Source organism: Sphingobium aquiterrae, assembly GCF_037154135.1.
GTDB lineage: Bacteria > Pseudomonadota > Alphaproteobacteria > Sphingomonadales > Sphingomonadaceae > Sphingobium > Sphingobium aquiterrae.
Genome location: NZ_JBANFL010000002.1, coordinates 319266 through 342665 on the forward strand (window position 1 = coordinate 319266; position 23400 = coordinate 342665).

The 23400-nt window shown below is 65.9% G+C and carries 27 protein-coding genes; 16 read left to right on the forward strand and 11 right to left on the reverse strand.

Annotation, left to right across the window (positions count from 1 at the left end):
- Window positions 1-53: 53 nt before the first annotated feature.
- On the forward strand, window positions 54-1652 hold the full coding sequence (locus WFP78_RS03815; protein WP_336958795.1) for a lysine--tRNA ligase: 1599 nt from the start codon (window positions 54-56) through the stop codon (window positions 1650-1652).
- A 304-nt stretch (window positions 1653-1956) separates the two neighbouring features.
- Here WFP78_RS03815 and WFP78_RS03820 read toward each other — a convergent pair whose 3' ends face one another.
- From WFP78_RS03820 to WFP78_RS03830, 3 genes are all read right to left on the reverse strand, one after another.
- A complete protein-coding gene (locus tag WFP78_RS03820; protein ID WP_336958796.1) occupies window positions 1957-2427 on the reverse strand; it encodes an RcnB family protein in 471 nt (156 codons plus the stop codon).
- Between the two features lie 229 nt (window positions 2428-2656).
- A complete protein-coding gene (locus tag WFP78_RS03825) occupies window positions 2657-3337 on the reverse strand; it encodes a prolyl hydroxylase family protein (protein ID WP_419722912.1) in 681 nt (226 codons plus the stop codon).
- A gap of 182 nt (window positions 3338-3519) precedes the next feature.
- The gene (locus WFP78_RS03830) at window positions 3520-4437 is read right to left on the reverse strand and encodes an RcnB family protein (protein WP_336958801.1); all 918 of its coding nucleotides are present in this window, start codon (window positions 4435-4437) and stop codon (window positions 3520-3522) included.
- A 365-nt stretch (window positions 4438-4802) separates the two neighbouring features.
- On the opposite strand from WFP78_RS03830, the gene WFP78_RS03835 reads away from it, so the two are divergent.
- Window positions 4803-5822, forward strand: coding sequence for a DUF2279 domain-containing protein (locus tag WFP78_RS03835; RefSeq protein WP_336958803.1), 1020 nt, complete (start codon window positions 4803-4805; stop codon window positions 5820-5822).
- A 16-nt stretch (window positions 5823-5838) separates the two neighbouring features.
- Here WFP78_RS03835 and WFP78_RS03840 read toward each other — a convergent pair whose 3' ends face one another.
- Window positions 5839-6390, reverse strand: a complete 552-nt coding sequence (locus WFP78_RS03840; RefSeq protein WP_336958805.1) for a (2Fe-2S)-binding protein — start codon at window positions 6388-6390, stop codon at window positions 5839-5841.
- Between the two features lie 65 nt (window positions 6391-6455).
- On the opposite strand from WFP78_RS03840, the gene WFP78_RS03845 reads away from it, so the two are divergent.
- A complete protein-coding gene (locus WFP78_RS03845) occupies window positions 6456-7295 on the forward strand; it encodes a DODA-type extradiol aromatic ring-opening family dioxygenase (protein ID WP_419722905.1) in 840 nt (279 codons plus the stop codon).
- A 15-nt stretch (window positions 7296-7310) separates the two neighbouring features.
- Here WFP78_RS03845 and WFP78_RS03850 read toward each other — a convergent pair whose 3' ends face one another.
- The gene (locus WFP78_RS03850; RefSeq protein WP_336958807.1) at window positions 7311-8069 is read right to left on the reverse strand and encodes a class II aldolase/adducin family protein; all 759 of its coding nucleotides are present in this window, start codon (window positions 8067-8069) and stop codon (window positions 7311-7313) included.
- A 236-nt stretch (window positions 8070-8305) separates the two neighbouring features.
- Between WFP78_RS03850 and rpsU the strand changes: the two genes are divergently transcribed.
- Window positions 8306-8512 (forward strand): 30S ribosomal protein S21, encoded by a 207-nt coding sequence (gene rpsU, locus WFP78_RS03855; protein WP_184069128.1) that lies wholly within the window; start codon window positions 8306-8308, stop codon window positions 8510-8512.
- 76 nt (window positions 8513-8588) lie between these two features.
- Entirely contained in the window at window positions 8589-9113 is a 525-nt protein-coding gene (locus tag WFP78_RS03860; protein WP_336958812.1) for an FKBP-type peptidyl-prolyl cis-trans isomerase, read from the forward strand.
- A 182-nt stretch (window positions 9114-9295) separates the two neighbouring features.
- On the opposite strand, the gene WFP78_RS03865 is transcribed toward WFP78_RS03860, so the two are convergent.
- The 6 genes from WFP78_RS03865 to pyrE are packed head-to-tail and all read right to left on the reverse strand — an operon-like array spanning window position 9296 to window position 13367.
- Window positions 9296-9631, reverse strand: a complete 336-nt coding sequence (locus WFP78_RS03865; protein WP_336958814.1) for a YnfA family protein — start codon at window positions 9629-9631, stop codon at window positions 9296-9298.
- A gap of 4 nt (window positions 9632-9635) precedes the next feature.
- Window positions 9636-10706: an AI-2E family transporter gene (locus WFP78_RS03870; protein WP_336958816.1), complete on the reverse strand. Its 1071-nt coding sequence runs from the start codon at window positions 10704-10706 to the stop codon at window positions 9636-9638.
- Window positions 10703-11566 carry a signal peptidase I gene (gene lepB / locus WFP78_RS03875; RefSeq protein ID WP_336958923.1) on the reverse strand — a complete coding sequence of 288 codons (864 nt, stop codon included), beginning with the start codon at window positions 11564-11566 and terminating at the stop codon, window positions 10703-10705. Before lepB ends, WFP78_RS03870 begins: the two co-directional genes overlap by 4 nt.
- Before the next feature lie 58 nt (window positions 11567-11624).
- Window positions 11625-12026 carry a holo-ACP synthase gene (acpS, locus tag WFP78_RS03880; protein ID WP_336958818.1) on the reverse strand — a complete coding sequence of 134 codons (402 nt, stop codon included), beginning with the start codon at window positions 12024-12026 and terminating at the stop codon, window positions 11625-11627.
- A gap of 25 nt (window positions 12027-12051) precedes the next feature.
- Complete coding sequence (locus WFP78_RS03885; protein WP_336958821.1) at window positions 12052-12780, reverse strand: pyridoxine 5'-phosphate synthase; 729 nt, start codon at window positions 12778-12780, stop codon at window positions 12052-12054.
- Between the two features lie 5 nt (window positions 12781-12785).
- Window positions 12786-13367, reverse strand: a complete 582-nt coding sequence (gene pyrE, locus WFP78_RS03890) for an orotate phosphoribosyltransferase (protein ID WP_336958822.1) — start codon at window positions 13365-13367, stop codon at window positions 12786-12788.
- Between the two features lie 223 nt (window positions 13368-13590).
- On the opposite strand from pyrE, the gene coxB reads away from it, so the two are divergent.
- The 11 genes from coxB (at window position 13591) to WFP78_RS03945 (ending at window position 23090) form a co-directional block, all read left to right on the forward strand.
- Window positions 13591-14592: a cytochrome c oxidase subunit II gene (gene coxB / locus WFP78_RS03895; RefSeq protein WP_336958824.1), complete on the forward strand. Its 1002-nt coding sequence runs from the start codon at window positions 13591-13593 to the stop codon at window positions 14590-14592.
- A gap of 18 nt (window positions 14593-14610) precedes the next feature.
- Window positions 14611-16302 carry a cytochrome c oxidase subunit I gene (gene ctaD, locus WFP78_RS03900; protein ID WP_336958826.1) on the forward strand — a complete coding sequence of 564 codons (1692 nt, stop codon included), beginning with the start codon at window positions 14611-14613 and terminating at the stop codon, window positions 16300-16302.
- A gap of 84 nt (window positions 16303-16386) precedes the next feature.
- A complete protein-coding gene (locus WFP78_RS03905; RefSeq protein ID WP_336958828.1) occupies window positions 16387-17295 on the forward strand; it encodes a heme o synthase in 909 nt (302 codons plus the stop codon).
- Window positions 17292-17420: a hypothetical protein gene (locus WFP78_RS03910; protein WP_336958831.1), complete on the forward strand. Its 129-nt coding sequence runs from the start codon at window positions 17292-17294 to the stop codon at window positions 17418-17420. Before WFP78_RS03905 ends, WFP78_RS03910 begins: the two co-directional genes overlap by 4 nt.
- Entirely contained in the window at window positions 17420-17989 is a 570-nt protein-coding gene (locus WFP78_RS03915) for a cytochrome c oxidase assembly protein (protein WP_336958832.1), read from the forward strand. The genes WFP78_RS03910 and WFP78_RS03915 overlap by 1 nt, the downstream gene beginning before the upstream one ends.
- A gap of 47 nt (window positions 17990-18036) precedes the next feature.
- Entirely contained in the window at window positions 18037-18867 is an 831-nt protein-coding gene (locus tag WFP78_RS03920; protein WP_336958834.1) for a cytochrome c oxidase subunit 3, read from the forward strand.
- Between the two features lie 20 nt (window positions 18868-18887).
- The gene (locus WFP78_RS03925; RefSeq protein WP_336958836.1) at window positions 18888-19415 is read left to right on the forward strand and encodes a DUF3291 domain-containing protein; all 528 of its coding nucleotides are present in this window, start codon (window positions 18888-18890) and stop codon (window positions 19413-19415) included.
- A gap of 38 nt (window positions 19416-19453) precedes the next feature.
- Window positions 19454-19876, forward strand: coding sequence for a DUF983 domain-containing protein (locus WFP78_RS03930; RefSeq protein ID WP_336958838.1), 423 nt, complete (start codon window positions 19454-19456; stop codon window positions 19874-19876).
- Window positions 19873-20514, forward strand: coding sequence for an SURF1 family protein (locus WFP78_RS03935; protein WP_336958840.1), 642 nt, complete (start codon window positions 19873-19875; stop codon window positions 20512-20514). The genes WFP78_RS03930 and WFP78_RS03935 overlap by 4 nt, the downstream gene beginning before the upstream one ends.
- 300 nt (window positions 20515-20814) lie before the next feature.
- On the forward strand, window positions 20815-22215 hold the full coding sequence (gene thrC / locus WFP78_RS03940; protein ID WP_336958842.1) for a threonine synthase: 1401 nt from the start codon (window positions 20815-20817) through the stop codon (window positions 22213-22215).
- A 2-nt stretch (window positions 22216-22217) separates the two neighbouring features.
- Window positions 22218-23090 carry a class I SAM-dependent methyltransferase gene (locus WFP78_RS03945; protein ID WP_336958844.1) on the forward strand — a complete coding sequence of 291 codons (873 nt, stop codon included), beginning with the start codon at window positions 22218-22220 and terminating at the stop codon, window positions 23088-23090.
- Window positions 23091-23400: the final 310 nt, after the last annotated feature.

Sequence of the window (23400 nt, forward strand, 5' to 3'; positions counted from 1 at the left end):
GCGATGTGCCGCTAAGGGCGTGCCTTCTCCTGAAAAGCGACAAGCGAACCGCCATGACCGATACCCCCTCCCTGCGCGATGCCGCGCTCGCCTCCAAGGCCTGGCCCTATGAGGAAGCGCGCAAGCTGCTGAAGCGCTATCCGCAGATCGCGAGCGGTGGCGCGCCGGAGAAAGGCCATGTGCTGTTCGAGACCGGCTATGGTCCCTCGGGCCTGCCGCATATCGGCACCTTCAACGAAGTGCTGCGCACGACGATGGTGCGCAATGCCTTCCACGCATTGTCCGACGTGCCCACCCGCCTGATCGCCTTTTCGGACGATATGGACGGCTTGCGCAAGGTGCCGGACAATGTGCCCAACGGCGCGATGCTGGCCGAACATCTGGGCAAGCCGCTGACCCAGGTGCCCGATCCGTTCGGGAAATATGAGAGCTTCGCGCATCACAACAACGCGATATTGCGCGATTTCCTCGACCGTTTCGGTTTCGACTATGAGTTCGTGTCGGCGACCGAGCGTTATCGCGCCGGCGCGTTCGACGACACGCTGCGCCTCGTCCTGCGCCATTATCAGGACATCATGGACATCATGCTGCCCACGCTCCGCAAGGAGCGGCAGGCGACCTATTCGCCGGTGCTGCCGATCAGTCCGAAGAGCGGCATCGTGCTGCAGGTGCCGGTCGAGGTGGTGGATGCCGATGCCGGGCTCGTCCGCTTCGTGGATGAAGGCGAGACCATCGAACAGTCCATCCTGTCGGGCGGCGCCAAGCTGCAGTGGAAGGTCGACTGGGCGATGCGCTGGGTCGCGCTGGGCGTGGATTATGAGATGGCGGGCAAGGACCTGATCGATTCGGTCACGCAAAGCTCCCGCATCTGCCGTGCGCTGGGCGGCCGCCCGCCCGAGGGCTTCAATTACGAGATGTTCCTGGACGAAAAGGGCGAGAAGATCTCCAAGTCCAAGGGCAATGGCCTGACCTTGGAACAGTGGCTGACCTATGGCCCGCAGGAAAGCCTCGCCTTCTACGCCTATCGCGAGCCCAAGAAGGCCAAGCAGCTGCACATGGGCGTCATCCCGCGCGCGGTGGACGAATATTGGCAGTTCCGGGGCAATTATCCGGCACAGGCCGTCGAGCAGAAGCTGGGCAACCCCGTCCACCACATCCATGACGGCGGGCTGCCCGATGGCAAGCTGCCCGTCACCTTCGGCCTGTTGCTGAATCTGGTGGGCGTGATGGGCGATGCCACTCGCGATCAGGTGTGGGGTTATCTGCGCAACTATGTCGTGGATGCTTCGCCCGAGGCGCATCCCGAGCTGGATGCGCTGATCGGCCACGCCCTTGCCTATCACCGCGATTTCGTGGCGCCGACGCTCAAGCGCCGCGCGCCGACGGAAAGCGAAGCGGCGGCGCTGCGCCGGCTGGACGCGGAACTGGCGGCGCTGCCCGTCGATGCGAGCGCCGAGGATATCCAGAATATCGTCTATGCCATCGGCAAGGACGAGGCTTTCGGCTTTGCCGAACTGCGCGACTGGTTCAAGGCGCTCTACCAGACCCTGCTGGGCGCCGATCAGGGGCCGCGCATGGGTAGCTTCATCGCGCTCTACGGGATCGGGAACAGCCGCCGTCTGATCGCCGAGGCGCTGGCCGCGGCGGCCTGACAGGCGGGGCCTCGTCGCTGGCGCCAGGCCGTGCGGCGAAGGCGCCGGAACGCCGGGCAATCGGGGAACCGTAAGCCCCCGAATGCGTTGGCGATGATGGTCCATCCCCTTTCGGACTGATGATGCGCCCACGGGCAATCATCGGCCGCGCCGTGCTGGCAACGGCCGGCGCGGCCACGGGGCCGGCATGACTGCGGGCCAGCGTAACCATGGGGATAGTGCGATAGAAGACGGCCCCGGAGCCTTTCCCGCTCCGGGGCCGTTTCCATGTCCGCTGTCGGCGCCGATGGCGGCGCCGGGCGGCTTACCAGAAGAAGCTGCGGTAGACCCTCACCACCACGCCGCTGCGCACATTCACCAGCAGCACGTCGTCATAGTGCCGGATATAGCGCAGGTTGTTGCCGGGCGCGGGCAGGCGATAGCGCGGATAGTCGGTGATATAGTAGCGCGAGCCATAATAGGCCGGGCGCAGGCGGGCGCCGGCATTCCATGCCTGATAGCGGAAGGGCGCGCGCCAGTTGCCGCGTGCATAGACCGTCCGGTGGCCCTGGCGATAATCGCGCCAGTCCTCGCGACGTTCCTGCTTTGCGTCGCGGACGTCGCGGCGTTCCTCGCGCACGTCGCGACGGTCGCCATAGCGCTTTGCGTCGCGCAGTTCGCGCTGTTCCTGGCGGACGTCGCGGTTATCGCGCCGCAGTTCGCCCGCAGACTGGGCCATGGCCGCGGCCGGAAAGGCGGTGGCGGCGAGCAGAGCCAGGGTGATGATCTTACGCATAATCTGTCTCCAGTTACCAATTGGGGGCCGTGCGGTTCTTGTCGAACGGCCAATGTCCCTGTCGAAATGTCCTTGTCGAACGGTTGCTCCATCGGGGCTGCCCGTGCCGACAACGCCCTTATGTCGCTTTGGTTCTGAACGGCGGGGGAATGGCGCAGTCAGCTTCGCGACAGGGTTGTCGTAAAGTGTAACAGTCGCGCAGACAGGCCGGCGGCGGGTTCCGCCCGGATCAGGGGGTCCAGGGGCGCTCGCGGAACCATTTGGTGACGACATATTTCGTGCCCGCCACCACCGGCCGCGCGGCGTGCAGGCTGAAGCGGTTTGGCGCGCCCTCGCGGTCCAGATTGTTCCAGACGAGGATCATCCCCTCCCGCGGGGGCACCATGAACTCGCTTTGCAGGAAATGGGTCTCGCCGCCTTCCTCCACGGTGTTGAGGTAGATCATCGCCGTCCAGCAACGCTGCCCGCCGCTCTTGCGCATCGCCGGCCAATAGTCGGCAGTCACCGGGAAATAGTCGCAATGGGGGCGATATTCCTGGCTCGCTTCATAGCGCTGGCCCTGAAGGGTTTCGCCATTGGCGGCGTCGACGCCCAGCATCGCGACGATCCGCGCGGTGATGCCCTCCACCACCGGGTCCCAGGGGCTGAGGTTGCAGCTGCTGCTGGTGCGATATTCGGGATTGGAGCTGCCCGAGAACAGGGTGGAGGGTTTTGCGCCCGCATCGATCTGCGCTCGCAGCACGGCGCATTCCTGCGGGCTCAGAAAGGCATGGCGGCCATAGATGTCGAGATGGGGCGCGTCGATCCGGCTGACCATCGGATTGCCCTCAAGCCGCTTGCGCACGCCATGGCCGATGGCTGCGCGATGGGCGGAAGCGACGCCGCCGTCGTCGGGATAGTCAGTCTGCATCATGGCGCTTTCCCTGCCAAAGCGGCTGGCGCGGAGCAATGCAAAATAGTCTGGCCAAGGAAACCCGGCCAAAGGAACCCGGCCAAAGGAATTCGGTCAAAGGAACCCGGAGTGTCGCCACCCCGGGTCCAGTCGTTCCTGAAGGCCAGTCCAGGAAGCCGATGTCGAATGCCGCGTGCCGCTTACCAGAAGAAGTCGCGGATCACGTCGACGACATAGCCGTCGCGAATGTCCACCAGCAGCGCATCGTCATAATAGCGGACCCAGCGCAGCGTGCCATAGGCCGGCGGCAGGCGGTACTGCCATGGATCGTCCAGCCAGTAGCTGTTCGCATAGAGCAGGCTGTTCAGGTACACGCCGATCGAGAAGGAGCGATAGCCATAGCTCCAGCCCCGCGGCGCATAATAGCGGCCCGGCCGATAGACATTGCCGTAGCGCGAGCGATAGCTGCGCCAGTCGTAGCGGCGGTCGTTGCGCCAGCCATTGTCCCAGCGCCGCTGGTCGGACCAGCGCTGTGCGGAATCGATGCGGCGGCCATCGTTGCGCCAGGCGCCGCGATCGTCGCGCCGGTCGTTGCTCCAGCCCTGCCGATCGTTCTGGCGGCTGTTCTGGCGATCGTCCCTGCGATTGTCCTGCCAGTTGCGGCGGTCGTCCTGGCGGTCATTGCGCCAATCCTGCCGGGTGTCCCGGCGATCGCCCTGCCAGTTGCCGCGGTTCTGGTCGCGGCCGTTCTGCTGCTGCTGGACCGGAGCCTGCTGGGTCCATTGAGTCTGGCCGCGATCGCGCCAGTTGCCTTCGGCGCGCGGCGCGGCGGGGCGGGGGGCCTGCATCTGCGGTTGCGGTTGCGCCTGTGGCCGTTGGGCCTGGGCCTGCGGCTGGGGACGGTCGCTCCGCTGTTGCTGCTGGGCGCTCCACTGTTCCCGCCAGCTCTGCCGCTGCTGTCCGCCATCGGGGCGCTGTCCGCGTGCTTCGCCGCCGCCACGGTCCTGCCGGCCATTGCCATCATTGCCCCGCTCCCAGCGCTGGGCCTGCACGGCGGGCGCAACGGCACCGATGGCCGTCGCTGCCAGCAACCCTGCAATAATGATCTTCCTCATCATCGTCTTCGTCCTCGATCGGCGCCGCTCCGGCGCCTTGTGCCCCTGTATTGCCGCAATCGCCATGAGCCGAGGCTGAACCTGGCTGACAGCATTGGGAAAGGAAAGGGCGACGGATTGGCGGCGGGGGCCGCCGTCTTGCGAAGATGACAGTTTTGTTTCGGTCGATTGCCAGTTCGCGCCTGTCCAGTTTGCGCCCGTCCAGTCCGGGCCTGTCGACGCGCGTTTGCTTCCGTTTGTCTCGGAAATGTCATATTCTGTCTCTTCGCCTGTTTGCCAGGCGCTCATTGTCGGTGAACGATGTGGAAATGCGGGCCTTTTCCAGAGCATCCTTTCCATCATGTCTCCGCCGATCCATGCCACTCCTGTTGATCTCAAGCGGTCTGGTCTCCCCGCCGCTTGCCGCTGAAACCCTTGCCGTGGTGAGCGACGACAGCATCGATGTGGAGGAACGGGAGGAAGCGCCGGCCGGGGCGCTTGCCGTCTCGCCGGGCGACCTGCAGGCGATCGACGCGTCGCTGGGTGTCCGCGGGAAGCTGCCATTTGCCGAATCGACGGCGCCGGTGCCGGAGGCTGTTCTTTACGGCCCGCCCGCGCCCGGCAGGGCCGATCCGGCGCCGCACGACCGGCGGCCCTCCTTCGGGACACAGTTCGATGCCGTGAAATGGGAGGTCGGCGGCGTCTTTGCCTATATGACCGTTTCCCAGCTGATCGTGACCAAGGAGACGACCTCCTTCCATTTCCAGGACGAAGGCTGGTTCGGCAGGAACACCACCAATCTGGGCGTGGACAAGCTGACCCATGCCTTCAACGCCTATGTCATCACCGAATATCTCCAGTCGCGCATCCAGAAGCGGACCGGCGGCGGGGAGGGGACGGGCGCGCTGACCGCCGCGCTGCTGTCCTCCGGCCTCATGATCTACAGCGAGCTATATGACGCGCATAAGGTGTCGAGCGGCTTTTCGCCGCAGGACGTGATCTTCAACACCGCCGGCGCGGCGCTTTCGGCGCTCAGGCAATCGGTGCCGGGGCTGGAGGACAAGCTGGATTTCCGCCTGCTGCTGATGCCCAATGCGGACATCTACACCTTCAAGGGTAAGCGGCATTATGCGCAGCAGCGCTACATGCTCGCGCTGCGCCCCTCGGGTTTTGGCGCCCTGCGCAACAGTCCGCTGCGCTTCGTGGAGTTCCACGCCGGCTATTATGGCGAGAACTTCACCAATGCGGACCGCGCGGCGGGGCTTGAGCCCAGGCGGCACCTGTTCTTCGGCGTCGGGATCGATTTCAAGGAACTGTTCTTCAAGCGCTCACGCTCGACGGCGGGGGGAATCGCGAAGGCCGGGCTCACCTATTTCCAGATTCCTTATACGGCCGTGCATCTGCATTGACGCGGCGTGCCGCCGGTCAGGGCCTTGCGGCGGGCCCCGGCGACAGGGCGGGGATGTCGCGGGCGGCATCGGCCGGGGCGATGCCCGGTGGCGGCGCGGCGGCAATCTGTTCCTCGCCGCGCAGGATGCGGGCGGCGCGCTTCACCGCCGCGCGGATGCGGGGATAGGTGCCGCAACGGCAGATGTTGGTGATCGCCTTGTCGATCTCCGCGTCGGCCGGATCGCGGTTCTTCCGCAGCAGCACCGAAGCCGCCATGATCATGCCCGGCTGGCAGAAACCGCATTGCGGCAGGTTCTCCGCGACCCAGGCCTGCTGCACGGGATGGCTGCGATCGGGCGACAGGGCTTCGATCGTGGTGACGAAGCGCCCCTCCGCCTGGGCGATGGTGATCATGCAGCTGCGCACGGCCTCCCCGTCGATATCGACGGTGCATGCGCCGCAATCGCCTGTGCCGCAGCCATATTTCGTGCCGGTCAGGTTGGAGGCGTCGCGCAGCGCCCACAGCAGCGGCGTGTCAGGGTCCATGCGGTAATGGACGGGGCGATCATTGACGGTGAAGTTCGTCATGCGGTGGCTGTAGCCCAGCGCGCGGCGCGGCGGAACCCTGCGTTTCCAACGACGCGATTGAGATCATGCGGCACAGCCGCCATGTCGACGGCATGACGAAACTCCCCAGTCTTTTCATCCCCCATGGCGGTGGCCCCTGCTTCTTCATGAACCCGGCGGCGCCCGATACGCCCAGCAGCGACCCGATGTGGCAGCCGATGCAGGATTATCTGGCCGGCATCGTTGCCTCCCTGCCCGAGCGGCCACGTGCGATCCTGCTGGTCTCCGGGCATTGGGAAATGCCGGACTTCACCGTGCATGTCGGCGAACATCCCGGCCTGCTGTTCGACTATCATGGCTTTCCGCCGCATACTTATGCGCTGCGCTGGGATGCGCCGGGCGCGCCGGATGTCGCTGCCCGCGCCGCCGGTCTGCTGGAGGCCGCCGGCTTCCCCACCGGGCGGGAAGCCGTGCGCGGCTGGGATCATGGCGTCTTCATCCCGATGAAGGTCGCGGTGCCCGGCGCGGACATTCCCCTCGCCCAGCTTTCGCTGCGGCGCGATCTCGACCCTGCAGACCATATCCGCGCGGGCCGCGCCCTGGCGCCGCTGCGGGACGAGGGCGTGCTGATCGTCGGCTCCGGCATGAGCTTCCATAATCTGCGTGAGCGTGGCCCGCATGTCGTTGCCCCGTCGGCGGCATGGGACGATGCGTTGACGGCGGCCGTGACGGACCCCGATCTCGCGCGCCGTGCGGACCGGGTGGTGCGCTGGGCGGCATTGCCCCATGCGCGCTACGCCCATCCCCGCGAGGAGCATCTACTGCCGCTGATGGTGGCGCTGGGCGCCGGCGACGACGATGCCGCCGTGCGGGAGCATCGCAGCGTGGTGATGGGCTGGACGGTCTCGGGCTATCGCTTCGGTTGATTCGGCTGGGCGCCCCTAGTCCCGCCAGCTTCGGTCTTCCGCATCGAGCAGGCGGACGAGCGCGGCGAAATCGGGTGCGCCCGGCCCGCCGGGCAGCTGCACGCCGGAAAGATCGCGCTGGTGGACGGCAATCACCTCGGGCGGGATTTCGACCGGGGTGCCCGCGGCGCCGGTGGCGACCTGAATCTCGCAGGCGCGCTGCAGCATCCAGTGCATCAGAAATGCCTTGGGCAGGGTCTCGGCCATCACCAGCAGGCCGTGGTTGCGCAGGATCATGATGCGATGCCCGCCCAGATTCCCGATCAGCCGGCTGCCTTCCTCCGCGCGGATCGTGACCCCCTCGAAATCATGATAGGCGATTCGCCCGGCAAAGGCGGCGGCGTAGAAATTTGTCGGCATCAGCCCCTCGCGCGTGGCCGACACCGCCATGCCGGCGGTCGTATGGGTATGGATGATGCAGTGCGCGTCCCGCACATGCCGGTGGAACAGGCTGTGCTGCGTGAAGCCCGCCGGATTGATGGGGTAGGGCGATCCGTCGAGGACATTGCCGTCGATATCGACCTTGACCAGGTTGGAAGCGCGGACTTCCCGATAATGCAGGCCGAACGGGTTGATAAGGAAGGCATTGTCCTCCCCCGGCACCCGCAGGGTGATGTGGTTGTAGATGAGTTCGGACCAGCCCAGCCGGTCGAAAATGCGGTAGCAGGCGGCAAGCTGCTGCCGTGCCTCCCGTTCGGCGTCGGTCATCGTCCGCGCATGCAGGGCCGTTGCCATGGCGTCTCTCCCATTTCTGTTTATGGTGCCCTTATCGGCCAGTCCGGACAGGGTGTCGAGCCGGGCCGCATGGCTTTGCTCTTGAAATTCGCCGACTCTGCTGATACTGGCCCTGCCACGCGGCGCAGGCTCTGTCTGCGGCGACCCCTATTTATTGTTTTTCGGCCGGTGTGTCGGGTGGTAGTTTTGCCCGGCCCAATCGACCGTCGATTACGGAATTGGAGCAAGACCGGCTTATGCAAATCATCGTTCGCGACAACAATGTCGACCAGGCCCTGCGCGCGCTCAAGAAGAAGCTGCAGCGTGAAGGCGTGTATCGCGAGATGAAGCTGCGCCGTCATTACGAGAAGCCGTCGGAAAAGCGTGCGCGCGAAAAGGCCGCCGCCATTCGCCGCGCCCGCAAGCTGGAGCGCAAGCGCGCCGAGCGTGACGGCGTTCGGTAAAAACCGACGCATGCCGGGGCGTCCCGATCGCCCCGGTCATCTCTTTTCTTCCGTCTCCATATAAGGCGCAACGCCCATGTCGACCACGGCTGTCCCCCTTCGTCCTATCGCCAAGGGTTCGCTGACCCGACTCTGGGTTGGTATCGCGGCCGTGGCGCTGGCGGCGGGCGGCCTTGCCTGGGCCGGCGTCGATCATATCGACGCGCTGGGCTTCGAGATCGTGAAGGAAGGCACGGGCGCGAGCCCGACCAAGGACGATGTCGTCCTGCTCTCCTATGTCGGCAAGCTGGAAGACGGCAAGGTGTTCGACCAGAGCGAGCAGGCCGCCCTTCCCGTCGACGGACTGGTGCCCGGCTTCTCCGAAGCGCTGCTTCGGATGAAGAAGGGCGGCAGCTATCATGTGTCGATCCCGCCGCGCCTTGGCTATGGTGACAAGGCGACCGGCCCGATCCCGGCCAATTCGACGCTGGAATTCGACATCAAGCTGCTCGACTTCAAGTCGAAGGCGGAGATCGAGGCGATGCAGCGCCAGATGCAGATGATGGGTGGCCCCGCCGGCCTGGGCGCCCCAGGCGGCGGCGCCCAGGCACCCGCCAACTGATCGTAACGGCCCGACCGGCTGGGCCCCGTGGGCCGTCGGATTCGGCTGAGATCGATCCGGATTTGATGGGATCGGCATTTCTCCGTTCAGGCTGAGCCTGCTCAGAGCCTGCCCCGGACCTGATCCGGGGGGGCGAACGGGGACAGTTGCCGCACGATGCCCCAAAAGACCGTCCGCCCCGATCAGCGCGGCCCGGCGATGATCACCAGCGCGCCGGCAAGGCATAAGGCCCCGCCGATCATATCCCATCTGTCCGGCCGCAGATGCTCCGCCGCCCACATCCAGCCGATTGCGCTCAGGATATAGATGCCGCCATAGGCCGCATAGGCGCGCCCGGCCGCCGGGCTGTCGACCCGCGTCAGCAGCCAGGCGAAGAGGACAAGGCTGGCGGTGCCGGGGACCAGCCACAGCATCGACCGGCCCATGCGCATCCACGCCCAGAAGGCGAAGCAGCCCGCAATCTCGCACAGCGCGGCCGCCAGATAGAAGACCAGCGAAAGCCCGGCGCCGCCGCCCAACGGTTCAGCGTTCCGTCGGGATCGTGGAGGAGGGTGCTTTCGCCCTGGATCGTTCCTCCAGATAGACCTTGATCATCGCCACGATCGGATCGGCCAGGAACAGCCCCATGATGCCGAACAGCGCCCCGAACAGGATCTGCGCGCCCAGCACCAGGGCGGGCGCCAGATCGGTCGCGCGCTTGGCGACCATCGGCACGATCAGATAGCCGTCGACGATCTGCACCGCCAGATAGACGCCGACGGCATAGAGCCCGACATCCGTCCCGCCGGAAAAGCCGACGAGGATGATGAGCACGCCCGAGATGATCGACCCGATATTGGGCAGGAAGGCGAAGATGCCGGTCAGCACGCCCAGCAGCGCCGCCATCGGCACGCCGCCGGCCCACAGCAGCAGCCATGTGCCGATGCCTTCCACCGCCATGCCCACCAGTCGCCCGGCCATCAGCCGGCGCAGCGTCCAGCCCATCTTGTCGGCGACGGCGTAGAAGCTGTCGCGTCTTTCCATCGGCAGCATCCACGCGACACCGCGCTCGTATAGCTTGGGCTCGATGGCTATGAAGATGGCGAGCACCAGCATCATCACGCCGCTCGTCACCGCGCCGACCGCGGTGCTGACGGCCGCCGTCACCCGGCCGAGCGAACTCAGCGCCTGGCTGCCCAGCGTCTTGAAATCCTCCGGCGTCGTCGTGATGCCCAGCTGCTGCGCCCAGCCGCCGATGCGGGCGACCTGCGTCTCCACGATCTCCCGCATCGCCTGCGCCTGCTCGGCAAGGTTCGATCCGGTGAGATAGATCGTCCATGCCATGAACAGCACGGCGGCGATCAGCACGATGGTCAGGCGCCAGCCCCGGCTGATCGGGAGCACCCGGCCCAGCAGGCGGGCGCCGCCGTCCATCATCGTGGTCAGCACCAGCGCGCCGAGGATCAGCATGATCGGCTGGACCAGCAGCACGACCAGGGCGATCGCGAGGCCCAGGCCCAGCCACACGCCGGCGCGCTGCAGTTCCTGCCTTACCAGTGGGCTGCGCACCTCTGACGGGCCGGGGGCCTCGACATGGGCGTCGGCCTCGCTCATTGCGCGGCGGCATCCGTCGCCGGGTGCAGGCTGCTGCCGGCGCGGCCGCCGCGCAACGCTTCGAACCAGCTCAGCGGATTGAGCGAGGCCGTGCCGTCCAGCGAGAAGGTGATGAATTCCGCCCGGCCGCCGATCGCTTCCCACGGCACCGCCCCGCCAAGGCCGTTGGCGGCCAGCGAGGCGCGGCTGTCGGCGCTGTTGTCGCGATTGTCGCCCATCAGGAAGACGTGATTGGGCTGCACCCGGATGGGGCCGTACCAGTCCAGCTCGCTGGGCCCGATGTCGATGATGGTGTAGCTCTTGCCGTTGGGCAGGGTCTCGCGCTTCACCGGCAGCTCGCACCAGCTCTTGCCGTCGCGGTCGCGGATGAGCGCGCCGGGGAACTGCTCGGGCGGGCAGGGGGCATTGGCGTCGACGGGGATGCGCAGCGGCGCCATCGTCCGCTGCGGCACGGGCACGCCGTTCAGCACGATCTGCCCCGCGCGCACTTCGATCACGTCGCCGGGCAGGCCGATGACCCGCTTGATATAATCCTCCCGCTTGTTGGCGGGGGAAGCGATGACGATGTCGCCGCGCCGGGGCAGGCTGCCCAACAGCCGGCCGGAGATGAAGGGCAGCATGTGGAAGCTGGGCGACACATAGGACCAGCCATAGGGATATTTGCTCACCACCAGCCGATCGCCCTTCAGCAGCACGGGCATCATCGATTCGGACGGGATGTAGAATGGCTTGGCCACGAAGCTGTGGAACGCCAGCACCGCCAGGATGAGGACGAAGATGCTGCGTATCTCCCCCCACCAGTCGACCTGCGTCTTTGCGGCTTCGGGGTCCTGAACTGCCGGGCTTTCGTTGCTGTCCATCTGCGCTGTCGTCATATGTCCTCGGAAAAGCCCGTGCCGGTCGGTGCGTGGCACACCCTTATTGGGGCAAGGCCTCGATAATTACAAATGCCTGTGCCCATGGATGATCGTCCGTGAGCGTCAGGTGAATGACGGGCCTGTGGCCTGCCGGAACCAGCGCCTGCAACCGCGCCAGCGCGCCGCCCGCCAGATGGAGGGTGGGGGCGCCGGACGGGCTGTTGACGACGCCGATATCCTTCATGAACACCCCGGCGCGAAATCCGGTCCCGATGGCTTTTGAAAAGGCTTCCTTGGCGGCGAAGCGCTTGGCCAGCGTGCCTGCCTTGGTGAAGGGGCGTCGCGCAGCCTTCGTGCGCTCGACATCGGTGAAGCAGCGCTGCTCGAAGCGCTCGCCGAACCGGTCGAGCGAATTCTGGATACGCTCGATATTGCAGAGGTCGGAGCCAAGGCCGACGATCATCGCCGCGCCTTTCGTCCGTGGCGGTTCACCGTGCCGAATCCATCAGCGTGCGCATCCGCTGCACCACCGGGCCCAGCCCGTCGAAAATCGCCTCGGCAATCAGGAAATGGCCGATATTGAGTTCGGCGATCTGCGGAATGGCGGCGATCGGCACGACATTGTCGAAGGTCAGGCCATGGCCGGCATGCACCTCGATCCCGTTCTTCGTCGCCAGCGCCGCCGCATCGGCGATGCGGCGCAACTCGGATGCCAGCGCTTCGCCCTCGCTATGGGCATAGCGGCCCGTGTGCAGCTCCACCACCGGCGCGCCCAGCGAGATCGCCGCTTCGATCTGGCGCGCGTCGGGCTCGATGAACAGGCTCACGCGGATGCCCGCGTCGGAGAGGCGCGCGATCAGGGGTTTCAGGTGATTATGCTGGCCGGCGGCGTTGAGCCCGCCCTCGGTCGTCACCTCTTCGCGCCGCTCGGGCACGATGCAGGCGGCATGCGGGCGATGGCGCAGGGCGATGGCGACCATTTCCTCGGTCGCCGCCATTTCCATGTTCAACGGCAGCATGATCGCGCCGATCAGCTTGCCGATATCCTCGTCCACGATATGGCGGCGATCTTCGCGCAGATGCGCCGTGATGCCGTCCGCGCCCGCTTCCTGCGCGACCAGGGCCGCGCGGATCGGATCGGGGTAGAGGCCGCCCCGCGCATTGCGGATCGTCGCCACATGGTCGATGTTGACGCCCAGGCGCAGCGGGTGGACCATCGCGCTCAGTTCTTCCGGCTGCCCGGCTTGGCGGCGGGGATCGCGGCCAGTTCGGGCGGCAGCGCATCGGCGTCATAGACCGGGAAGTTGATGCTGACGAGCGGGTAGAAGGGCACGCCCAGTTCGGCCTCGCCCGCCGACCGGTCGACCAGCGCGGCCTCCGCCACGACGATGCCGCCCGCCTCGCGTACCGAATCCATCGCCTGGCGCGAAGACAGGCCGGTGGTGACGACATCTTCCACCATCAGCACCTTCTGCCCCGGCTTCAGGGCGAAGCCGCGCCGGAATTCAAAAGTGCCTTCCGGGCGCTCCAGGAACAGCGCGTCGACGCCCAGGGCGCGGCCCATTTCATGGCCGATGATGATGCCGCCCATCGCCGGCGAGACCACGACCTCGATCTCCTGCCGCAGTTCGCGCGGCAGCTGCTGCGTGAGTGCGCGCGCGAGCGTGGCGGCGCGCTCGGCATTCATCAGGACGCGGGCGCATTGCAGATAATTGGCGCTGTGGCGGCCCGAAGACAGGATGAAATGCCCTTCCAGCAGTGCGCCAGCCGCCCGAAATTCGGCCAGAACATCTTCATCCGTCATTGCTTGCTCACCCCCGTTTTTGATCTGTCGTCCGGGCAGCCAGATAGGCGGCGCAGGAGCACGTTGCAACAGCGAAGAAAATTGCCCTATAGAAGCTTGAGGCTTGGCATAACCATGCCTATAAGCCGCCGCAGCCCAAGGGGGCGAAGCCAGGGCGCAGCGTTTGACATGCGCACGGCTTGAGGCGCGACGGCGCAGAGGGGTACGGGGTATCGAGACGCTTATGAAAATGGTAAAGACGCTTGTTCTCGCCGGGTTGCTGGCTTTCGCGCCTGCCCTTGCCCCCACGACGGTTGCGATGGCGCAGGACAATGCCGCCGCCGCAGCTTCTGCCCCCGCTGCCGCCGACAATGCTGCAGCGCCCGCCGAATCGGCCAATGCCGCCGCAGCCGCGCCTGCCGCAACGATCGCCGCGCCCCCGCGCATGAAGCCGACCCTAGGCATCGGCATGCCGATGCCGGGCGAATTCACGCTGCAGAAGCAGTTCACCGATACCGGGCGCCAGGCCCGCTGGATTCACGACATCGTGCTGCTGCCGATCATCACCGTCATCTCGGTGTTCGTGCTGCTGCTGATGCTCTGGGTGATGTTCCGCTATCGCCGTGCCGCCAATCCGGTGCCGTCGAAGACATCGCACAACACCGCGATCGAAATCGTGTGGACGGTGGCGCCGGTGCTCATCCTGCTCGCCATCGCGATCCCGTCGCTCGGCCTGCTGGCGGACCAGTACAAGCCCGCGCCCAAGGATGCGATCACCGTCAAGGTGACGGGCTATCAGTGGTACTGGGGCTATGAATATCCCGACCAGGGTATTCCCGAATTCGTCTCGAACCTGCTGCCGCCCGAAAAGGCCGCCGCCAATGGCGAGCCCTATCTGCTGGCGCCGGACAATCGCCTGGTTCTTCCCGCAGGCAAGCCGATCAAGCTCATCATCACCGGCGCCGACGTGATCCACAGCTTCGCCGTGCCCTCGCTCTGGGTGAAGATGGATGCCGTGCCGGGCCGCCTGAACGAGAAGAGCTTCACGATCGACAAGCCCGGCGTCTATTACGGCCAGTGCTCCGAACTGTGCGGCGCCCGCCACGGCTTCATGCCGATCGCGATCGAAGCGCTGCCGCCGGCGCAGTTCGACCAGTGGGTCCGCTCGCAGGGGGGCGATCCCAAGGGCAAGGCGGCCCAGACCGCTGCCGCGCCGGCACCCGCCGCCGCGCCCGCAAAGATTTGATGGAGGGGCAGGACAGCCATGACCACCACAACCGCGACACATGACGATTTTCATGGCGGCCATGCTCATGATCATCATGATGCCGATCACAAGCCGGGCTTCTTCGCCCGCTGGTTCATGTCGACGAACCACAAGGACATCGGCACCCTCTATCTGATCTTCGCGATCACCGCCGGCATCATCGGCGGTGCGATTTCGGGCCTGATGCGCGCCGAGCTGGCGCAGCCGGGCATCCAGTATCTGCACACCTGGGCGATGTGGTCTGACGGCCCCACCGCAACCATGGACCAGGCCTATCATCTGTGGAACGTGCTCATCACCGCGCACGGCCTGATCATGGTCTTCTTCATGGTCATGCCCGCGATGATCGGCGGCTTCGGCAACTGGTTCGTGCCGATCATGATCGGCGCGCCGGACATGGCCTTCCCGCGCATGAACAATATCAGCTTCTGGCTGACGGTGCCGGCCTTCCTGCTGCTGCTCACCTCGACCTTCGTGCCGGGCGGCACGGGCAACGGCGCGGGCACGGGCTGGACGGTCTATGCGCCGCTTTCCACCACGGGTTCGGCCGGCCCCGCCGTCGACCTCGCGATCCTGTCGCTGCACCTTGCCGGCGCCAGCTCGATCCTGGGCGCGATCAACTTCATCACCACCATCCTCAACATGCGCGCGCCGGGCATGACCCTGCACAAGATGCCGCTGTTCGTATGGTCGGTGCTGGTCACGGCGTTCCTGCTGCTGCTCGCGCTGCCGGTGCTGGCCGCCGCCATCACCATGCTGCTGACGGACCGCAATTTCGGCACGACCTTCTACGATGCCGCCGGCGGCGGCGATCCGGAGCTGTACCAGCATCTGTTCTGGTTCTTCGGCCATCCCGAAGTGTACATCATGATCCTGCCGGGCTTCGGCATCGTCAGCCAGATCGTGTCGACCTTCAGCCGCAAGCCGGTCTTCGGCTATCTCGGCATGGCCTATGCCATGGTCGCGATCGGCGTGGTCGGCTTCGTCGTGTGGGCGCACCACATGTTCACCACCGGCATGAGCGTGAACGTGAAGATGTACTTCACCGCCGCGACCATGGTGATCGCGGTGCCGACCGGCATCAAGATCTTCTCCTGGATCGCGACGATCTGGGGCGGGTCGATCAGCTTCAAGACCCCGATGGTCTGGGCGCTGGGCTTCATCTTCCTCTTCACCGTGGGCGGCGTGACCGGCGTCGTGCTGGCCAATGGCGGCGTGGACGACGTGCTGCACGACACCTATTATGTGGTCGCGCACTTCCATTATGTGCTCTCGCTGGGCGCGGTGTTCGGCCTGTTCGCCGGCTTCTACTACTGGTTCCCCAAGATCAGCGGCAGGATGTACAACGAGTTCCTGGGCCACCTGCACTTCTGGGTGTTCTTCGTCGGCGTGAACGTGCTGTTCTTCCCGATGCACTTCCTGGGCCTGTCGGGCATGCCCCGCCGCTACCCGGATTATCCGGAAGCCTTTGCGAAGTGGAACGCGGTCGCCAGCCATGGTTATGAGATCATGACCGTCGGCGTGCTGATCTTCTTCGTGAACATCATCTGGTCGCTGGTTGCCGGCAAGAAGGCCGAAGGCAATCCGTGGGGCGAAGGCGCAACGACGCTGGAGTGGACGCTGTCCAGCCCGCCGCCCTTCCACCAGTTCGAAACGCTGCCGGTGATCGACGCCGCCGCGCATCACTGAGGCACCGTATGAAGATCGGGGGCGGGCCAGGTGGTTCGCCCTTGATCCTGTAGCCCTCCGCCAACCGAGAGGGCAGGAAACGACATGACGACCGCGACCTACGACGCACGCTCCATGCCCGCCGACTGGCGGGATTTCCTTGCGCTCACCAAGCCGCGGGTGATGACGCTGGTCGTCTTTACAGGCCTGTGCGGATTGCTCGCCGCGCCCGGCCATATCAATCCTATCCTGGGCTTTACCGCCATTCTCTGCATCGCGCTGGGCGCAGGCGCCGCCGGCGCGCTCAATCAGTGGTATGAGGCGGATATCGACGCGCTGATGAATCGCACGGCGAAGCGGCCCTTGCCTGCCGGGCGCATGGATCGCCAGTCGGCGCTGCATTTCGGCGTCGGCCTCTCCTTCTTCTCGGTGATCCTGCTCGGCCTTGCCACCAACTGGCTGGCGGCGGGCATCCTCGCGGTCTCCATCCTCTTCTATGTCATCGTCTACACGATGTGGCTGAAGCCCCGGACCGCGCAGAATATCGTCATCGGCGGCGCCGCCGGCGCCTTTCCGCCGGTGATCGGCTGGGCCGCGGTGACGGGCGATGTCAGCGCTCTGCCGATCGCGTTGTTCGCGCTGATCTTTTTCTGGACGCCGCCGCATTTCTGGGCGCTCGCGCTGTTCGTGAAGACGGACTATGCCCGCGCCGGCATCCCGATGCTGCCCGTGGTGGCGGGTGAAGTGGCGACCCGCCGCCAGATCTGGCTCTACACCGCGATCATGGCCGCCGCCGCGATGGCGCCGGTGCTGCTGCACCTGACCGGGCCCTTTTATGGCACTGTCGCCTTTGCCTGCACCGCGCTCTTCGCCGTCTTCGCCTTCCAGGTGTCGCAGCGGCGGGAGAGCGATCCGGCCAGGATGGCGCCGGAAAGGCGCCTGTTCAAATATTCGATCCTCTATCTCTTCATCCTCTTTGGCGCGGTCGTGGTCGACCGGGGGCTGCTCGCATGACGCCCGAGGAGCAGAAGCAGATCCAGGCGCGCCAACGCTCGCGCGCCATCGTCACCGGCCTGCTGCTCGGCGCGCTGGTCATCCTGTTCTACGCGATCGCGATCGCCAAGATTTCGGGCAGCTGATGGCGACCGCGCCCCTCCATGATGTCGCCGCGCGCAACCGCCGCAGCCTGATCGCCAGCGCGTCGCTCGCCGCCGGCATGCTCGCGCTCGGCTTCGCGTCCGTGCCGCTCTACCGCATCTTCTGTCAGGTGACGGGCTATGGCGGCACCACCCAGCGGGCCGAGGCGGCTTCGCATGTGAAGGTCGCGACGGGGCATATGATGTCCATCCGCTTCGATTCGAACATCGCCCCGGGCATGCCGTGGCAGTTCCGCCCCGAACAGCGCACGCAGAATGTCACCATCGGCGCGCGGACCATGGCGATCTTCGTGGCGAAAAACCTTTCGGACAAGCCCGTGACCGGCACCGCGGCGTTCAACGTCACGCCGCTGCAGGCCGGCGCCTATTTCACCAAGATCCAGTGCTTCTGCTTCACGCAGCAGACCCTCCAGCCGGGGCAGGAGGTGCGCATGCCTGTGATCTATTATGTGGACCCCAAAATCCTTGACGATGCCGATAACAAGGACGTCCAGCAGATAACCCTTAGCTACACCTTCTATCCGGTTGAGAACGGCAAGAAGGCGAGCTAAGGACCGGATAACGACATAAAGCGATACGCGAAGAGGGAAGACGAGACATGGCCGGCGCCAAGAACCACGACTATCATATTCTTCCGCCAAGCTTCTGGCCCCTCATGGGTTCGATCTCGGCTTTTGTGATGGCGATCGGCGCGGTCACGTGGATGCATCCCGACGCCATGGGCGCATGGGGCGGCACCATCTTCCTGCTGGGCCTTGCGGGCGTGCTCTCCACCATGTTCTTCTGGTGGAGCGACGTGATCCGCGAAGCCCATGCCGGCGACCATACCCCGGTGGTGCAGTTGCACCTGCGCTACGGCATGATCCTGTTCATCGCATCGGAAGTGATGTTTTTCGTCGGCTGGTTCTGGGCCTTTTTCGACTTCTCGCTCTTCCCCTCGGCCCTCGCGCCGATCGAGGGCGCATTCCCCTCCAAGGGCATAGAGGTGATGAACGCGTTCGAGCTGCCGCTGCTCAACACGCTGATCCTGGTCTGCTCGGGCACCACCGTCACCTGGGCGCATCATGCGCTGATCCATGGCGATCGCGACGGCCTGAAAAAGGGCCTGTGGTGCACCATCATCCTGGGCCTGCTGTTCTCGTCTATCCAGGCCTATGAATATATCCATGCGCCGTTCCCGTTCGGCGGCAGCCCCTATAGCTCGGGCTTCTACATGGCGACCGGCTTCCATGGCTTCCACGTCATCGTCGGCACGCTCTTCCTGATCATCAACCTCATCCGCGCCTATAAGGGCGACTTCACCCCCCGCCAGCATTTCGGTTTCGAAGCGGCCGCCTGGTACTGGCACTTCGTCGACGTGGTGTGGCTGTTCCTCTTCGCCGCCATCTATGTCTGGGGTGGCTGGGGCGCGCCGATCCACGGCGGCTGAGGCAAGCGACGATTATCGACATGAACGGGGCGGGGGACGCGCGGCCAGGCGACTGGCACCTCGCCCAGATCAACATCGGCAGATTGGTGGCGCCACAGGGGGACCCCCGTGTGGCGCCATTTTTCGAGGCGCTGGACCGGATCAACGCGCTGGCGGAAAGCGCGCCCGGTTTCGTCTGGCGCCTGAAGGACGAAGGCGGCAACGCCACCGCGATCCAGGTGACGCCCGATCCTCTGCTCATCCCGAACATGTCGCTATGGACCGATGCCGAATCGCTGTTCGATTTCGTCTATCGCAGCGCCCACATGTCGGTGATGGCGCGGCGCCGCGACTCTTTCGAACGGTTCGAGGGGGTCTGGCAGGCGCTCTGGTGGGTTCCCGCCAACAGCGTGCCAACGGTGAATGACGGGCTGTCGCGCCTCTGGCTGCTCGATCGTTTCGGCCCCGGCCAGGATGCCTTCACCTTCAAGACACGCTTTCCCAAACCCGGTCTTGCCGGACCTCCGGCCGATCTGCGCCCGGACCCCTGGTGCGTCGGCAATGCATGAGATGAGGCATCCCGAGATGAGACATCCCGAGACGAGACATGGCTGAGACCGACACCACGCCGCCGGTACAGGCGACCCCCCTTGCGCTTGCCGCGATGCGTGGCGATTGCCCGCGCTGCGGCGCGCCGACCCTGTTCGCATCGACCGTGCGCTTCGCCGACCGCTGCCGCGCCTGCGGGCTGGACTATGGCCAGTTCAACGTCGGGGATGGGCCGGCGGCCTTCCTGACGCTGATCGTCGGCGCCATCGTCGTCACGCTGGCGCTGGTGCTGGAGTTGAAGGTGCATCCGCCCTTCTGGGTGCATATCCTCCTCTGGGTGCCGATCGTCACGATTTCCGTGGTGGCGTTGTTGCGGGCGGCCAAGGGGGCGTTGCTGATCCTGGAATATCGCAACAAGGCGCGCGAGGGGACGTTGATCCAGCCCGACGCCGAAACTGACAAGCTGCTGCCCGGCGCATGATCCGCCGCCTGCCCGTGCTGGCGACGCTGATCGTCATCGCCGCTGTCGCCACCATGATCGGCCTTGGGGTCTGGCAGCTGTCCCGCCATGCCGAAAAGACCGCCGTGCTCGCCGAATTGCGCGCCAATCCGGCAAAGCCATCGGTCAGCTTTCCGCGTTTCGGCCCGGTCGACACGGCGTTGCTGTTCCGCCCGTCCTCGCTGCACTGCCTGCGGGTGGTCGGCTGGCGCGAGGAAGCGGGCCATGCGGCCGACGGTTCCACCGGCTACCGCGCCATCGCCGATTGCGCGACCGGGGCGGAAGGGCCGGGCGCGCTCGTCGCCGTAGGCGTGGCCGCCCGCCCCGGCGTGAAGCCGGCATGGACGGGCGGTCAGGTGGAAGGCTGGATATCCGATGAACCCGATCATCGCTCGCTGCTGTCACGCATGACGGGCAAGGCGATGCCGCTCCGCCCGATGCTCATCGCCCGCACGCCATCGCCCGACCTCAAACCCGCCGCGCCGCCCAGCCCGGATGACGTGCCCAACAACCATCTGGCCTATGCCGTGCAATGGTTCTTCTTCGCGGCCGTCGCGCTGGTGATCTACGCCCTCGCGCTGCGCAAGCGCTGGCGGGAGGAGGATGCGCGCGAGGGGTGAAAGGGCAGCGCGGGAATGGCAAATCATTCTTCCGTCATTCCCGCGAAGGCGGGAACCCATCTCCTGACCAGGCATCCAGCGCTTTCTGATGGGAGATGGCTCCCCGCCTTCGCGGGGATGACGAAAGTGGGTGGATAGGCGACGGCCAACTTTTAGCCCTCACCCGCAAGCGGGAGGGGACCATGAAGATCCGCTACTGCTCGTTACCCGTCCCTCCACACACATCACTCCGCCCATAAAACCCCATTTCGCGCCTTATCCATTGCCGTTTGCGCGTGTCGCCGCTAGGGCCGCTCGATCATGCAATATGTGAGCACCAGGGGGAGCGCACCGGCGCTCGGGTTCGAGGATGTGACGCTGGCGGGGCTGGCGTCCGATGGCGGGCTGTATCTGCCGGCACAATGGCCGGCCATGTCCTATGCGGACATCGGCGCGCTGGCCGGGCTTTCCTATGTCGAGACCGCCGTTCGGGTGATGGCGCCTTTCGTCGCGGGCAGCCTCTCCGAAGAGGAACTGCGCGAGCTGTGCACGGCCGCCTATGGACGGTTCAGCCATGATGCGGTGACGCCGCTGGTCCAGCTCGATCATCGCCACTGGCTGCTGGAGCTGTTCCATGGCCCCACGCTCGCCTTCAAGGATGTGGCGCTGCAGTTGCTCGGCCAGTTGTTCGAGCGTTTCCTGTCGCGCCGCGACGATCATCTGACCATCGTCGGCGCGACCTCCGGCGACACCGGTTCGGCCGCGATCGACGCGGTTGCGGGGCGCGAGAAGATCGACATCTTCATGCTGCATCCCGACGGCCGCGTGTCCGACGTGCAGCGGCGGCAGATGACGACGGTGCGCTCGCCCAATGTCTACAACATCGCCGTCGAGGGCAGCTTCGACGATGCGCAGGCGTTGGTGAAGGCGATGTTCAACGATCCCGCCTTTTCGACCCGCTTCAACCTGTCGGCGGTGAACTCGATCAACTGGGCGCGGCTGATGGCGCAGGTGGTCTATTATTTCTACGCCGCCGTGCGCCTGGGCGCGCCGGACCGGCCGATCGCCTTTTCCGTGCCCACGGGCAATTTCGGCGATGTGTTCGCCGGTTATGTCGCCGCGCGCATGGGGTTGCCGGTCGCCAAGCTGATCGTCGCCACCAATGTGAACGACATCCTGCACCGCGCGCTGTCGCAGGGCGACTACAGCCAGGGCACGGTCGTGCCCACGGCGACGCCCAGCATGGACATTCAGGTCAGCTCCAATTTCGAGCGGCTGCTGTTCGATGCCGGCGGGCGCGACGGTCTGGCGCTGGCCGAGCAGATGCGCGGTTTCGAAGCGAGCCGAGCCATGCGCCTCACCAATGCGCAGCGCGAAGCGGCGGCGGACCTCTTCACTTCCACCCGGATCGACGCGGACGATATGGGCCAGGCGATGCGCTGGGCACATGACGCGGCGGGGCAGGTGATCGATCCGCACAGCGCCATCGGCCTGGCGGCGGCGCGCGAAGTGGTGATCGACGCGGGCATCCCGGTGGTGACGCTGGCGACCGCGCATCCGGCTAAGTTCCGCGACGCGGTGGAGCGTGCGACCGGTATTCGCCCGGGTCTGCCGTCCCGCATGGGCGATCTGTTCGCGCGGGAGGAAGCCTATGTCCGCCTGCCCGCGACCTTCGATGCGGTCACCGCCTATGTCGCCGAGCGGGCGACGCCGCGCGGCTGATCATGGCGCCGCTGCAGACCCTGATCGGCGAGCCATGGCCCGACTATGGCCTGATCGACAGCGGCAACGGGCGCAAGCTCGAACGCTATGGCCGCTATCGCTTCATCCGGCCCGAGCCGCAGGCGATGTGGGCGCCGGCGACCGATGACTGGAGCGCCGACGGCGAGTTCATCCCCGGATCGAACGAAGATGGCGGCGGCCGCTGGTATTATGACCGCCCGGTGCCGGCCGAAGGCTGGCCGCTGACATGGGACGCGGTGCGTTTCCAGGCGAGCTGCACGCCCTTCCGCCATCTCGGCTTCTTCCCGGACATGGCGCCGGTCTGGAACTGGATGCGGGAGAAGGTGGCGGACAAGGCCGAGCCGGAGGTGATGAACCTGTTCGGCTATACCGGCGTCGGCACGCTGGCCATGGCGTCGGCGGGTGCGCGGATGGTGCATGTCGATGCGTCGAAGAAGTCGGTGGCGGCCGGGCGTGCCAATGCCGATCTATCGGACCTTGCCGATCGTCCGATCCGCTGGATCGTGGATGACGCCGCGAAATTCACCGCGCGCGAGGTGCGGCGCGGCCGCCGCTATGATGGCATCCTGCTCGACCCGCCCAAATATGGGCGCGGCCCCGATGGCGAGGTGTGGCGGCTGGAGGAAGACCTGCCCAGGCTGATCGCCGATTGCCGGGCGCTGCTGGATGCGGACAGCCGCTTCCTGTTCCTCACCGTCTATGCCGTGCGCATGTCCGCGCTGGCGATCGGTGAGCTGCTGTCACAGGCCTTTGCGGACCTGCCGGGCAAGGTCGAGGCGGGCGAACTGGCCGTGCGGGAGGAAGCGCGCGGGCTGCTGTTGCCCACCGCCATCTGGGCGCGATGGTCCAACTGACCGCTGCGCCCGGAGGATCAGTCCCGCCGGGAAAGCGAATCCGAAATGCTGACGCCGGCGAGCACGGCGGCAAAGGCGGCCATGCCGATGATGACGAGAAGCGGGTAGTGATCGCCGATAAAGCCCAGCATGGCCTGTGTCCTGTCCCAGCCGGCCGTCGGGGAATGGCGGCCGTTCCGACTGTGCTGATGCGCCGCCGTAGGGTATCCCGGAAATACGGAGAATTCCCTATTTGTCAATCGGCGTGCAAACGGGACCCCTTATCGGCGCGCAAAAGGGACCCCCTGTCAGGATGGCGGAACGTTGATGT